Annotated in this window: 14 protein-coding genes; 1 reads left to right on the top strand and 13 read right to left on the bottom strand. The window is 62.4% G+C overall.

What is annotated here, in order from left to right; all coding sequences use genetic code 11:
* Positions 1-126: 126 nt before the first annotated feature.
* The 13 genes from PSUB009319_RS02205 to PSUB009319_RS22835 form a co-directional block, all read right to left on the bottom strand.
* A complete protein-coding gene (locus PSUB009319_RS02205) occupies positions 127-549 on the bottom strand; it encodes a response regulator (RefSeq protein ID WP_124380607.1) in 423 nt (140 codons plus the stop codon).
* A gap of 25 nt (positions 550-574) precedes the next feature.
* Positions 575-1,534 (bottom strand): flagellar motor protein MotB, encoded by a 960-nt coding sequence (gene motB / locus PSUB009319_RS02200; protein WP_124380606.1) that lies wholly within the window; start codon positions 1,532-1,534, stop codon positions 575-577.
* A gap of 78 nt (positions 1,535-1,612) precedes the next feature.
* Complete coding sequence (motA, locus tag PSUB009319_RS02195; RefSeq protein WP_124380605.1) at positions 1,613-2,473, bottom strand: flagellar motor stator protein MotA; 861 nt, start codon at positions 2,471-2,473, stop codon at positions 1,613-1,615.
* Positions 2,474-2,978: 505 nt separating this feature from the next.
* Positions 2,979-3,539, bottom strand: coding sequence for a flagellar transcriptional regulator FlhC (flhC, locus tag PSUB009319_RS02190; RefSeq protein WP_124380604.1), 561 nt, complete (start codon positions 3,537-3,539; stop codon positions 2,979-2,981).
* A 78-nt stretch (positions 3,540-3,617) separates the two neighbouring features.
* Positions 3,618-3,935, bottom strand: coding sequence for a flagellar transcriptional regulator FlhD (gene flhD, locus PSUB009319_RS02185; protein ID WP_065854231.1), 318 nt, complete (start codon positions 3,933-3,935; stop codon positions 3,618-3,620).
* Positions 3,936-4,795: 860 nt separating this feature from the next.
* On the bottom strand, positions 4,796-5,692 hold the full coding sequence (locus tag PSUB009319_RS02180; protein ID WP_124380603.1) for an SMP-30/gluconolactonase/LRE family protein: 897 nt from the start codon (positions 5,690-5,692) through the stop codon (positions 4,796-4,798).
* Complete coding sequence (locus PSUB009319_RS02175) at positions 5,689-6,543, bottom strand: citryl-CoA lyase (protein ID WP_124380602.1); 855 nt, start codon at positions 6,541-6,543, stop codon at positions 5,689-5,691. The genes PSUB009319_RS02180 and PSUB009319_RS02175 overlap by 4 nt, the downstream gene beginning before the upstream one ends.
* Positions 6,544-6,545: 2 nt before the next feature.
* Positions 6,546-7,733, bottom strand: a complete 1,188-nt coding sequence (locus PSUB009319_RS02170) for a CaiB/BaiF CoA-transferase family protein (RefSeq protein WP_124380601.1) — start codon at positions 7,731-7,733, stop codon at positions 6,546-6,548.
* A 180-nt stretch (positions 7,734-7,913) separates the two neighbouring features.
* On the bottom strand, positions 7,914-8,717 hold the full coding sequence (locus PSUB009319_RS02165) for an IclR family transcriptional regulator (RefSeq protein WP_124380600.1): 804 nt from the start codon (positions 8,715-8,717) through the stop codon (positions 7,914-7,916).
* Positions 8,718-8,737: 20 nt separating this feature from the next.
* Complete coding sequence (locus PSUB009319_RS02160) at positions 8,738-9,742, bottom strand: ABC transporter substrate-binding protein (protein ID WP_124380599.1); 1,005 nt, start codon at positions 9,740-9,742, stop codon at positions 8,738-8,740.
* 27 nt (positions 9,743-9,769) lie between these two features.
* On the bottom strand, positions 9,770-10,600 hold the full coding sequence (locus PSUB009319_RS02155; protein ID WP_124380598.1) for an ABC transporter permease: 831 nt from the start codon (positions 10,598-10,600) through the stop codon (positions 9,770-9,772).
* The gene (locus PSUB009319_RS02150; RefSeq protein ID WP_124380597.1) at positions 10,584-11,405 is read right to left on the bottom strand and encodes an ABC transporter ATP-binding protein; all 822 of its coding nucleotides are present in this window, start codon (positions 11,403-11,405) and stop codon (positions 10,584-10,586) included. The genes PSUB009319_RS02155 and PSUB009319_RS02150 overlap by 17 nt, the downstream gene beginning before the upstream one ends.
* Before the next feature lie 124 nt (positions 11,406-11,529).
* Entirely contained in the window at positions 11,530-11,763 is a 234-nt protein-coding gene (locus PSUB009319_RS22835) for a hypothetical protein (RefSeq protein WP_185453406.1), read from the bottom strand.
* On the opposite strand from PSUB009319_RS22835, the gene PSUB009319_RS02145 reads away from it, so the two are divergent.
* Positions 11,681-12,178 carry a FlxA-like family protein gene (locus tag PSUB009319_RS02145; protein ID WP_306308023.1) on the top strand — a complete coding sequence of 166 codons (498 nt, stop codon included), beginning with the start codon at positions 11,681-11,683 and terminating at the stop codon, positions 12,176-12,178. The genes PSUB009319_RS22835 and PSUB009319_RS02145 overlap by 83 nt on opposite strands.
* Positions 12,179-12,262: the final 84 nt, after the last annotated feature.

The raw sequence follows: 12,262 nt of genomic DNA, 5'->3' as shown, positions 1-12,262 counted from the left end.
CCGATCGGGGGCCATCTACTTTGTCGGGCTGCCTTGCAAAGGGAATGACCCTTTGCTGCGGCCCCCTTCGCGTATCTGGGCCCCCGCTCGGGCCAACGTGCGTACGTTTCATGTGCGGACAGACCCTCAATGCGTGGAATGCGTCGACGCAGACCCGTGAGTCTGCGCATGCCATTCGAGCAACTGCATCACCGAATCGGTCAGGCCGTCGGGGTCGAACGGCTTGGGCAGGAAACCCGTCGCGCCGGCAGCGCGTGCCTGGTCGCGAATGGTGGCGTCAGCCTCGGTGGTCAGCATCAGGATCGGGGTGTCAGCGTAGGCCGGCAGCGTACGCAGGGCACGGATAAGAGTCAGGCCGTCCATTGACGGCATCACCTGATCGGTAATCACAAGGTGGTGGCTGCCCTGGGCAAGCGTGCGCACGGCTTCCAGCGCGGCGGTGCCGTCACCGGCTTCCGTCACGGCAAAGCCGCACTCGCGCAGGCACGCGGCAATCATGCGGCGGATCGATGTGGAATCGTCTACCACCAGGATGTGTTTCTCGCTCATTGACTCGTTCTCCCCTCGGCGCTCTTTATGGCTTGGCCGTGCTCACCGCATCCGCAGTACCTGCAACAGGCGCCGTGGCACGTGCGGCGGCGTCGGTCAGCGTGTCTTTGCCGTCATTGCGCAGGTCGGCCACTGGCTCGACCCCGCCCGAGCGCGCGGCTTCTGCGGCGCGTGCGTTGAGCACGACGATGCTGATGCGGCGGTTGATCGGGTTATAGATATTGGTCTTGTCCAGCGGCACCGATGCCTCAAGCCCCACCACACGGCTGACCTTCTCGGGCTTCATGCCGCCGGCCACCAGTTCGCGGCGCGATGCATTGGCGCGGTCGGCCGACAATTCCCAGTTGCTGTAGCCGTGCTGCGTGGCGTATTGCGTGGCATCGGTGTGGCCCGACAGGCTGATCGGGTTGGGCACGTCGTTCAGGGCCACGCCCAGCTCGCGCAGGATGGTGCGCATGTAGGGCTGCACTTCGGCGCTGGCGTTGGCAAACATCGGGCGGTTCTGCTGGTCGACGATCTGGATGCGCAGGCCTTCGGTGGTCATGTCGATCAGCAACTGGTGCTTGAACTGGCTCATCACCGGGTTCGTCTCGACCATCTCGGCAATCTTCTGCTTGAGCTTGTTCAGCGCCGCATCGTCCGATTCGTCGCGGATGTTGCGCTGGCGCTGCACCGTCGGGCTGGGGCTCGGGTTCGGCTGCGGCACGTTCTGCCTGAGGGCCGGGCTGCCCTGCAGGATGCTCGATTGGTCACCCGAACCGGCGCCACCAAACAGCGCCACCTTCAGCGGCGTGCGGAAATACGTTTCAACCGACGACAGCTCGGCCTTTGTCACCGAGCTGAGCAGCCACATCAACAGGAAGAACGCCATCATGGCGGTCACGAAGTCGGCGTAGGCGATCTTCCACGCGCCACCGTGGTGGCCGTGTCCGCCTTTCTTGTTGCGCCGAATGACAATGAAGGTCGGCGTGCTGGACTTGCTCATGGTCCGTTCCCGTCGGTTGGTGCTGTGTGGTTATCCGGCGCGACTCGTTGGCCGCGCTCTTGTGCTCATGGGTTCGCGCTACGCGGTCTTGGCGCCACGCACGTGGTCTTCCAGTTCGGCAAACGAGGGGCGCTCGGTCGAGAACAGCACCTTGCGGCCAAATTCCACGGCAATCGCCGGGGCATAGCCGTTCATGCTGGCCAGCAGCGTCACCTTGATGCACTGGAACAACTTGGTCGATTCTTCGGCGCGCTGCTCCAGCAGCGAACCCAGCGGCCCGATAAAGCCATAGGCCAACAAGATGCCGAGGAAGGTGCCGACCAGCGCAGACGCGATCAGCTTGCCAAGCTCTGCCGGCGGCAGGCCGACCGAGCCCATGGTGTGCACCACACCCATCACGGCGGCCACGATGCCGAAGGCCGGCATGGCGTCGCCCACTTTGGTGATGATGCGGGCCGGTTGTTCGGCTTCGTGGTGGTGGGTGTCGATTTCCTGATCCATCAGCGCTTCGATCTGGAACGGATTCAGGTTGCCACCCACCATCAGGCGCAGGTAATCGCAAATGAAATCCAGCGCGTGGTGATCGGCCTGGATGGCGGGGTAATTGGCGAACAGCGTGCTTTCGTGCGGGGCTTCGATGTCGGCTTCGATAGACATCATCCCTTCGCGGCGGATCTTGGACAGCACCACGTACAGCAGCGCCATCACTTCCATATAGAGCGCCTTGGTGTACTTCGAGCCCTTGAACAGGCCCGGAATCGCCTTGACGGTGGCGTTAATGGCCTTCTTGTCATTGCCGACCACAAACGCGCCGATGCCAGCGCCAAAGATGATCAGCAGCTCAGTAGGCTGGAACAAAGGCCCGAGGTGCCCCCCGGCCAGCATGTAGCCGCCGAACACCGAGGCGAGAATCACGATGTAACCGATGGCAACTAACACGGGCGAACTCCTGAATGGGCGATCCTTCGATCAATACAAGAGGGAATAACGGCATTCCCCCGGTTTCCTGAAGGCTTGACCGCCTTGTTTTGCTGCCGCGCGAGGGCTTGGAAAACCTTGCCACCACGCCCTTCTCCACCAAGAACGGCAGCAAAACGGATGGCTTGAGCGCCACCCGGCCAAGGGAGGGCATATCCCTACGCCAATCCAAAGAAAAAGGGACGGAAATCGCTTTCCGTCCCTGTTTTTCGATCTTCTTTTATGCGCGGCGGCAAAAAAAACCGGTCTGCAGTTTCCCGCGACCGGCCTACCCCCTTCCCCTTTTATCCTGCCTGAGCCCCTGTGCTTTGCTGCTCTGCGTGCTTTGCTCTTGTGCTCTTGTGCTCTTTTGTATTGTTATCTGGCGATCTGGCTGCCATTCCCGTATTTCCCGTCCGCCCTTTTTTTGCCCATCCCCCGGCGGTTCTGCAAGTCCCGTGTTCCCGTGTTCCCGCAAATGCCGTTATCAGGCCTCGATCGTCTTTTCTGCGATCGCATCAACCGGAGCAGCGACGCGCTTTTTCTTTCCTGCGCGTGACGGCGGCTGGCATACACCGCACACGAAATCATGGTGCAGGTCGTCTGCGTGGGCCACGAAATGACCCGTGCAGCGCTTGCACTTCACGGTGTGCAGCATCTTCCCCTCGAAGAACTTCAACATCATCCACGCGCGGGTGATCGAGAGCACCTCTTCCTGGTCGTGGACGTGAATATGTTCCTGGTACAGCTTGTAGGCCGAGATCAAGCGGCGCACACCGGTGCTGCGGCTGTTCTCGCCCAGAAAACGATAAATGTTCAGGAAGATCGACGAATGGATGTTCGGCGACCACGTCAGGAACCAGTCTGCCGAGAAGGGCAGCATGCCCTTGGGCGGCGATTCCCCACGAATTTCCTTGTACAGCTTGACCAGACGCTCACGGCTGAGCGTGGTTTCCTGTTCCAGCAGTTGCAGGCGCGCACCGAGCGAAATCAATTCCGCTGCAAGGTGGATCTGCTCAACTTCGTTCATGACGCTGGTGTGACGCATGGCACTGCTCCCGCTTTGCTTCTGCTACTCATCCAAGGTGCAAGGGCTGAACCCGGCGGAACATCCGCCGCAAACGGTTCAGTTAATTTGCTCAACCGCCTGACGCGCGAGCAGGATCGACATTTGCGATTGCTGCAGGCCCTTGTCACGGTGCGGCTGGGTCACCAGACCCAGGATGGCGTGATCGTCAAAGCGGAAGCGGCACAGCATCATGTTCGTGCTGGCCAGCTTGACGATCTGCGCGGGCGACATCGTCAGCAGGATGTCAGCCAATTCTTCAGAGATGCCAAGGCGGAAGAGCGCGGCATCGCGATCCTTGGCCAGCATCTGCTGGGCAAGCATCAAGTAAGTGAGATTCAGCTCGCTGATCTCGGAAACAATGTCTTGCGTGTCCATGTATATCCCGTCGTGTGCAGTAAAAGTACAACTTGCATCCGATCTCGCATGGTGATGTCCGGTTGGCGCTATTTTTTTTGCGCCTACCCTCGCCGGGCTGCTCACCAATCCCCACAGATCGGATGTTCCTGCAGTGGGCGCCGTTGCCGGCACTTCCTGCCCCTTCTTACTCACGTCGCTGAAGACATGGCGAAGTTGTTTTCTGTTGAACACATTGTGTGTTGACGTCGGGGGTAAGTAAAGAAGGGGGGACCCCTACGTCGGAGGGGTGAGGTAATCCATTTTCTTGTAAGCGAATTTCCTACAAATCTGTTAATAAACGTTGCAAATGAAGCCTTTGCCGACGCAACGGCCCTGAGTGGACGATGCGCTAAAGCGGGCGTTTGACACGTATTTACCCCAATGTTCGGCCAAAGATAGCAATTAAATTGCCTAAAGTTGCCGCAAATTAACAAAGAAGGCGTCGCACTTCTGCGACTGTGAGCATCGGATGCCGGGTTAACCGCTTGTAGGACACTTCTGACCCGCTCCTACACACCGTGTAGGACAGTTCCGCCCCATTTTTGGCTGACTTTGTAGGATCGCTCCTACATTCGAACGGTTATTTTGTAGGACGATTCTTACGGTATTGTCTTTCTAAAAAAGACGCGTCTATCTAAGCGATACAAAAATCGCCAATCAGGCAAGTTTGCCGGGACTGGAAAGGACGGCTGCCGCACTTTGTTTGACGCGGTGCCGCAAAAAGTGCGGCATAGCCGTCTGCACGGAGAGAAAACGAAGGAATTTTGATGATCTGGCGGGCCGCCGTCTTGTAGGACAGCTGTAGGACAGCGGGCTGCGACGACAGCCCGCGCGTGCGCTCAGCCGTGGTGGGGCGGTGCCCAGTTGGCGCGCAGTACAACGCCCGTGGCAGATTCGGTAATGACCAGCGATTGCCCGTCGGGCGTGAGCGCTACGTTGGTGGTCGTACGCCCGCGGCACGACGCGATGCGCGCCAGCGGTTCGCCATGCGGCGAGAGTACAAACACCGCCCCCAACGATGCGTGCGCGACAAACAGATGGCCCGCGGCATCCATCGCCATGCCGTCGGGGCCGCTGGTGCCATAGAACTGTGCAAAGCGGCCGACCTTGCTGGTGCTGCCGTCGGCCAGCAGCGGCAGGCGCCAAACGGCGTTGTCGCGTGTCATGGCAACGAACAGCGCGGATTCGTCTGGGGTGAGCGCCAAACCGTTCGGGCTCGGGCCGTTGGCGAGCAGGCAATCGAGCCGGCCGTCCGTGCGCAGGCGATACACGCGGCCTGTGGGGTCGTGCAGGCCGGTCTGGCCCTGATCGGTGAAATAGACGTCGCCGTTGCGGGCGACGATCAGATCGTTGGGGCCCTTGAAGCGCTCGCTGTTGCGGCGGGTGAGCAACGGTGCGACCACGCCCGTTATTGGGTCAAGCGACAGCAATCCATTCTTATAGTCAGCAATCAGCAGCGTGCCGTCGTGGCGAAGCGCGAGGCCGTTCGGTTCGCCGTCGTATTCGGCAACGACGCTCCAATCGCCCTGCGGTGAGACTCGCAGGATGCGGCCATGCGGAATGTCGACCAGCCAGAGATTGCCGTGCGCGTCCCAGCACGGGCCTTCCAGAAAGCACTCGACCGGCGCCCCGCCCTTGTTGGCGCGCGACCATTCGGTCGGAACGGGGCGGCGCAGCGCGGCGGGCATCTGCGCAAAGACGGTGGTTTCGACGGTGGGCCAGTTGAAGTAAGTCATGGCGCAGTGGCCGCCTCGGCTTCGGGCAGATGCCGCGTGGCGGCGCCGGTGTAACGGTATGGCAACTGACGCGGCATTGGGCCCTTGTTGCGCTCGCCGCGGCCGCTTTGTTCCCATGCGTGCGCCAGGATGCCGACCGCGCGCGACAGGCAAAACACGCCCCGCGCCAACGGCGCTGCAAAGCCCAGCTCCGCATAGATGATGGCCGTGGCACCGTCGATGTTCATCGGGATCGGCTTGCCCTTGCGGCGGCCAAGCAGCGCTTCGATGGCGCGGCCGATGCTGGCATAGCGTCCGCCCACCACACCGTCTTGTGCGGCTTCATCCACCAGTGCAAGCAAGCGGCCTGCACGCGGGTCGATCGGGTGGAAGCGGTGTCCAAAACCGGGCAGGTACTTGCCATGCGCGGCGATGAACGCATCAACGCCCGCTGCGGTGGCTGCCTCCGGCGATGCGCCGTCGAACATGCGTGCCTCGATAGCGTGGAACAGCTCCACGGCCTGCTGCCCTGCCCCGCCGTGCACGTCGTCCAGCGCGTTCAACGCAGACGCCATCGCGCCATTGAGCGGCAAGCCGCAGCTCGTCGCCATCTTGGCAATGGCGATGGACGGCGCATGCGGGCCGTGATCAACGGACGCCACCAGCGCCGCTTCCAGCAATGCAGCCTGGCGCTTGCCCGGCAGCTCGCCACGCAGCATCAGCCAGATCATCTCGGCAAAGCCGATGTGGCCGATCAGCTCCTGGATCGGGTAGCCGCGCACGTGGATGCGGCCGGGTTCGATGTCGATAATGTCAGTCCGCCAGTAATCAGCGGCCAGGCCGGCGGCATCTTGGGAGAAATTCGAGGTCATGGTCAGATGGCGCCTTCCGCGCGCAGCGCTTCAATGTGGTCGGTCTGGTAGCCGAGCTTGACGAGCCAGTGATCGGTATGGGCGGAAAGCGGCGGCGCGGGCGTCTGCGGGCATGGATCTTCGCCGGACAGACGAAAGCCCGCGCGCGTGACGTGCTGCCCCGCTTCCGGGAACGAGGTCACAAAGCCGCGGCCCGTCACCTGTTCGTGCGCAAGTACGCCAGGCACATCGAGCACCAGCCCGGCGGGAACGCCAGCATCGATCAACATCGGCTCCCACTGCGCCGCCGGCCGTGCAGCCAGCGCAGCTTCCAGCGCATCGTTGAGCGCCTGACGGTGCTCCTTGCGCGCGTGGCGCTCGGCAAAACGCGCATCGATGGCCAGTTCCGGATGGCCGACCACGCGACACAGCGCCGCAAACTGCTTGTCTTCGTTGGCGGCGATATTAATGAGCCCGTCGCCCGTACGGAACGTGCCCGACGGTGCGGCGGTGAAGTTCTGGTTGCCCATCGGGCGTGGGCTCACGCCGGCATTCAGGTAGTTCGACACCACCCAGCCCATGGTGGCCAGTGTCGATTCCAGCATCGACACGTCGACCATCTGGCCCTCGCCCGTGCGTTGCGCGCCGAGCAGGCAAGCGGTTACAGCCAGCGCCGCCGTGATGCCGCCCACCGTATCGCTGATCGGGTAGCCGACGCGCAGTGGAGCGGATTCATCATCGCCCGTGACGCTCATCACGCCGGAAATGCCCTGGATGATCTGGTCGTAGGCCGGGCGCCCGCTCAACGGGCCGTCCTTGCCGAAACCCGAGATGGCGCAATAGACGAGGCGCGGGTTGACTTCGCGCAGCACGTCGTAGCCGAGCTCCAGGCGATCCATCACGCCGGGGCGGTAGTTCTCGATCAGCGCATCGGCCTGCGCCACCAGCTTGAGCAAAATCGCCCGCCCTTCCGGGTGCTTCAGGTTGACGGTGACGGATTGCTTGCCCGCATTGACGGCGACGAACGAGGCGCCCATCTTGCGGCGCGCCTGCTCTGGATCAGCGCCCAGGCGGCGGGCGAGATCACCGTTGCCGGGCACCTCGACCTTGATGACTTCAGCACCGAGCAAGCCCAATTGATAGCCGCAGAACGGCCCGGCCAGCACGTTCGACAAGTCGAGCACGCGCAAACCCGCGAGAGGCAAAGCCATGAAAACAACTCCTACAACTGCAGCGGCTGCGCCCCTCGCCGTCTGGGGCGATGGATGCTCTGCAAAACGTAGCGAGGGTCTGAGGTTGGCTCAAGAAGCGCAGCCGCACTTGAGTACGGCGAGCATCACAGGACCAGGATCAGGACGCGCAGTCGTTTTGCTGAGCATTCATGGCGGAGCCTAGGTTTTAGAGATCAACTGAGCAGCATTGCGCAGCGGCGCAGGGTCGCCACCCAGCGTGGAAGTGATTTGCGCGGCGTGCTCCAGCACCGGGCCGCGCCACGACTGCAGCAAGGTCCCGTCGATGCGCGAAGCCGGGCCGGCGAGGCACAGCGCCCCACGCAGCGCCTGCTGTGCACCGAACACCGGCACCGAGATGCCGACCGTTTCCCGATCGCGCTCGCCAATCGACACGTAGTAGTAGTCGCGCCGGATCGCGTCGTACGTGGCGCCCTGCATGCCCGAGAACGCGCACAGCACGCGCCCGCCGGAGCCACGCTCCAGCGGCAGCACATCGCCCTCGCGCACGTGGTCACGAATCGAATGGTTCGAATCCACGCGGTGCAGGCAAACGCGCACGTCGCGCTCGCGGATGTAGAGCGACACGGCCTCGCCCGTGGCCTCGGCCAACGCGCGCATGTGCGGCAACACGACGTCGCTCAAGCGCATGCTGCGCTGGTAGAGCGCGCCCAGCATCAACGGCGCAGCGCCAATCTGGTAGCGGCCGTCTTCCAGACGGAACAGCATGCGGTGCTGGATGAGCGAGCCGGCCAGCCGCAGGATCGTGCTCTTGTAGAGCCCGGTGCGCGCCGCCAGCTCAGCCAGCGTGAGCGCGTAGTCACCGGGGCGGAACGCAAACAGGATCGAGAACGCACGGTCCAGCGCGGCCACACCTGACTGCCCAGGCGCGGCCTCGCCTTCATTGGCGGCGGGCAGCGTGGTCTCGCTCTGGGCTGTTGAGGCGGTTTGGCGGTCTGCGGTCATGACGTGTTGAGTGAGACGATTCACTTGACCGTCTTCAAGGCTTGGTCGACGAAGCGGTTAGTGTACGTTTTACTCAGGTCGATCCTGGCATTGCGGATCTTCTCGTCGTAACTGGAGAGCACCGTCAGGGCCACCTTGGCGTCCGCTTCGGTCATCAGGCCGTCCTTGGAGAAAATCGGCTTGGAGTGGCGCAGGGCGTCGACAAACACATCGCGGCCGCCCACTTGCTGCTCCTTGGGCATCTTGTCGGCAATGGCTTCGGGCGTGCTCGCGTCGATCCACTTGAGGGTGCGCACGAACGCGTTCACCAGGCGCTGCACGGTTTCGGGGTTCTTGGTCATGAAGTCGCGCGTGACGTACAGCGTGGCCGTCGGGTAGCGGCCACCAAACACGGTATTGGAGCCGGCATCGGTGCGCGTATCGACCAGGAACCTGGCCGCGTGGCGCTTCTCCAGCAGACTCGCCACCGGGTCAAAGTTGACCAGCGCGTCGATCTCCTTGCGATCGAGCGCCACCATGCCCGGCGCGCCCGAACCCACGGCGATGTACGACACGTCATTCACCTGCAGGCCGTTGCGGATGGCGTAGTAGCGCGCGAACAAGTCGGTGGACGAACCTGGCGCGGTGATGCCGATCTTCTTGCCCTTCAGATCCTTGCCGCTTTTGATATCGAGGTCGGGCCGCACCGCCAGCACAATGCCCGGCGTGGTATTGAGCAGCGCCACCGACACAATGTCCTTGCCCTGCGCCTGGATGTGAATGGTGTGGTCATAGAAGCCGACCACCGCATCGGTTGAACCGGCAATCAGCGCCTGCAGCGCCTTGCTGCCGCCGGCCTGGAAGTTCTCCACCTTGACGTCCAGGCCTTCCTTCTGGAAGTTGCCGAGCGACTGCGTGAGCGGCACCGGCATGTAGTTCAGGATCATCGAGCCGACCGACAGGCTCACGTCCTTCTTCTCCGGTTCAACGGCGTTGGCTGTCGTACAGACGGCCGCACACAGCAGGGCCGAAATCCATCGTTTCATGGTTGTCTCCATCATTGTTATTCAGGATCAGGCACCAGTTTCGGGGTCGGCCTTCGGGCGCCACACCAGCAACTTGCCTTCGAGTGCATCAACACTGCGGTCCAGCGCGATCACAAAAGCCGACAGCACGACGATCCCGGAGAACACGCCAGTGGCATCGAACACGCCCTCGGCCTGTGCAATCAGGTGGCCCAAGCCGGCGGACGAACCCAGGTACTCGGCCACGATCGCGCCCATTACCGCCATGCCGACGGAGGCGCGCAGGCTGGAGAGAATCCAGCTCGTGGCGGATGGCACATACACGTGGCGCAGCAGGCTGATGCGGCTGGCCTTGAGCAGGCGTGCATTGGCCAGGATGACCGGGTTCACCTCGCGCACGCCCTGGTACGTATTGAAGAAGGTGATGAACAACACCATCGTCGCGCCCAGCGCCACCTTGGAGGTCAGCCCCAGCCCGAACCACATCACAAAGATGGGCGCGAGCAAGATGCGCGGGATCGCGTTGAAGACCTTGATGAACGGGTCCAGCACCTCGGCCGCCAGCTTGGACAAACCCAGCCACAACCCCAGGCTGATGCCCATCAACGTGCCAATGCCAAACGAGAGAATCGTCTCGGCCAGCGTAATGGCCAGATGCGTGTAGATATCGCCAGCGGTGAACCATTCCCAGATGCGGGCGACGATGGACGACGGCATCGAAAAGTAGAACGGGTCGATCACGCCAGCGCGGCCAAGGCCCTCCCACGAGCCAAACATCAATACCACCACGGCCAGTTGAAACAGGCGGATCTTGGTCTTGTGCGCGAGACCGGCGCGCTGCACGCCCACGGCAGGCATCGTATTAGTGCTGGACTGCATGGCTCTTCTCCACTTCAGTGCCGAGGATCGACCAGATCTCGCGATACAGGCGGATGAACGCGTCGGACATGTTGATTTCAGACACGTTGCGCGGGCGCGGCAGCGTGATCCCCACATCGCCAACCGGGCGGCTGGCGGGCCCGGCCGACATCACAACCACACGGTCTGCCAGGGCAATGGCTTCTTCCAGGTCATGTGTAATGAACAGCAGCGATTTGCGGTCTTCCTGCCACAGGCGCAGCAGCTCGCTTTGCATCAGGTGCCGCGTGTGGACGTCCAGCGCGGAGAACGGCTCGTCCATCAGCACGATCTTGGGCGAGAGGATCAGCGTCTGCGCCATGCTGATGCGCTTCTTCTGGCCGCCCGAAAGCTGATGCGGATAGCGCGCCTCGAAACCCGCCAGCCCTACCTTCTTCATCCACGGGCGCGCGCGCTCGCGGGCCTCGTCCACCGGCATGCCCTGGAACACCAGGCCCAGCGCGACGTTGTCCAGCGCCGTCTTCCAGGGCAGCAGCGAGTCCTGCTGCATCATGAAACCGGCGCTGCCGTTCAAACCCGTGAGCGGCTCGCCAAACACGGTGACGGTGCCACCAGCCGGCTTGAGCAGCCCCGTAACCGCGTTGAGCAACGTGCTCTTGCCGCAGCCCGTGGGGCCCACCACCGCCACGAACTCGCCTTCACCAATCGACAGGTCAACACCCTGCACCGCCGTGAAGCTGCCAAACCGCACCGAAACCTGTTCGAGCTGAACCGCCGGCAACCCGGCGCGGATGCAGCCGCTGGCGGCCTGAATAGAAGAAAGCATGGGCGTCTCCTTGAACGCGCCTGATTCGATGCGTTCTGTTTGATGGAATATAGTTCTATTTTATTTGCAAAACACTGCCAAGTTAACGGGCGTAAACCCTATCAATCCGCCACGCATGCCGACATCAATGCCGCTTAGTCGGCGCAATTTGTTCTTTCCAGAAAAATACTGTTCTGCTGGAAAGAACTCGTAACAAACCAATTTCGCCGGGAATGTTGGCAAGAACGCTAAAGTTTTCCGCCCGCCATCCGATCAAGGGCGTACTGATCAGCGAGATGGCCATGCAACTTTCTTCCTCTTCCGTTTCTACTGCGACCGCCAGCGCATCGGGCAGCGGGAGCAACTCGGCCAGTGACATCGAGCGCCTGCAGCGTCAGCTCAAGAACCTGCAGAAGTCGATGCAGGATCTGCCCGCGCAGAATCTGCCTGCCGACCAAACCCGCCAGCAGGCGCAACTGCTCAGCCAGCAGATTCAGATCGTGCAGGCGCAGATCGCGCGCCTTCAGGCTCAGAAAGGCCTGGAGCAGGCGGAATCCCAGGTGGAAAGCCGCCACAACACATCCAAGAGCGCCTCCGGCACAGGCAACACCGACGCAGCCGCCAAGGCACGCACGACAGACAAAGTCACCGGGTCGTCCACGCTGAGCGATGCCCGGCTGCAAACCCGCGAGGCAACTGAGGCGCAATCGACGCAGTCCGCGCAGTCAGCCCACCCGGCCAGCGCCGAGGCCATCACCCCGGCGAAGCCCCCGCTGGTTTCCGTCAGGGCCTGACCGGAGGCAACGCGGCGGCCGCCTTTACTTGATGGCGCCAATTGCCGATGCCTGACCGCCCTCTTCGCCACCCCCTCCCATCGA

The organism is Ralstonia sp. SET104, assembly GCF_003851545.1.
GTDB lineage: Bacteria > Pseudomonadota > Gammaproteobacteria > Burkholderiales > Burkholderiaceae > Ralstonia.
This window is presented reverse-complemented; position numbering and strand designations above follow the sequence as displayed.

Bases quoted from the DNA above. Each gene is read 5' to 3' on its own strand.
- PSUB009319_RS02145 (WP_306308023.1), top strand. From the start codon at position 11,681: ATGGCCATGCAACTTTCTTCCTCTTCCGTTTCTACTGCGACCGCCAGC.
- PSUB009319_RS02180 (WP_124380603.1), bottom strand. From the start codon at position 5,692: ATGACTTACTTCAACTGGCCCACCGTCGAAACCACCGTCTTTGCGCAG.
- PSUB009319_RS02175 (WP_124380602.1), bottom strand. From the start codon at position 6,543: ATGACCTCGAATTTCTCCCAAGATGCCGCCGGCCTGGCCGCTGATTAC.
- PSUB009319_RS02165 (WP_124380600.1), bottom strand. From the start codon at position 8,717: ATGACCGCAGACCGCCAAACCGCCTCAACAGCCCAGAGCGAGACCACG.
- flhD (WP_065854231.1), bottom strand. From the start codon at position 3,935: ATGGACACGCAAGACATTGTTTCCGAGATCAGCGAGCTGAATCTCACT.
- PSUB009319_RS02205 (WP_124380607.1), bottom strand. From the start codon at position 549: ATGAGCGAGAAACACATCCTGGTGGTAGACGATTCCACATCGATCCGC.
- PSUB009319_RS02170 (WP_124380601.1), bottom strand. From the start codon at position 7,733: ATGGCTTTGCCTCTCGCGGGTTTGCGCGTGCTCGACTTGTCGAACGTG.
- flhC (WP_124380604.1), bottom strand. From the start codon at position 3,539: ATGCGTCACACCAGCGTCATGAACGAAGTTGAGCAGATCCACCTTGCA.
- motB (WP_124380606.1), bottom strand. From the start codon at position 1,534: ATGAGCAAGTCCAGCACGCCGACCTTCATTGTCATTCGGCGCAACAAG.
- PSUB009319_RS02150 (WP_124380597.1), bottom strand. From the start codon at position 11,405: ATGCTTTCTTCTATTCAGGCCGCCAGCGGCTGCATCCGCGCCGGGTTG.
- PSUB009319_RS02160 (WP_124380599.1), bottom strand. From the start codon at position 9,742: ATGAAACGATGGATTTCGGCCCTGCTGTGTGCGGCCGTCTGTACGACA.
- PSUB009319_RS02155 (WP_124380598.1), bottom strand. From the start codon at position 10,600: ATGCAGTCCAGCACTAATACGATGCCTGCCGTGGGCGTGCAGCGCGCC.
- PSUB009319_RS22835 (WP_185453406.1), bottom strand. From the start codon at position 11,763: ATGTCACTGGCCGAGTTGCTCCCGCTGCCCGATGCGCTGGCGGTCGCA.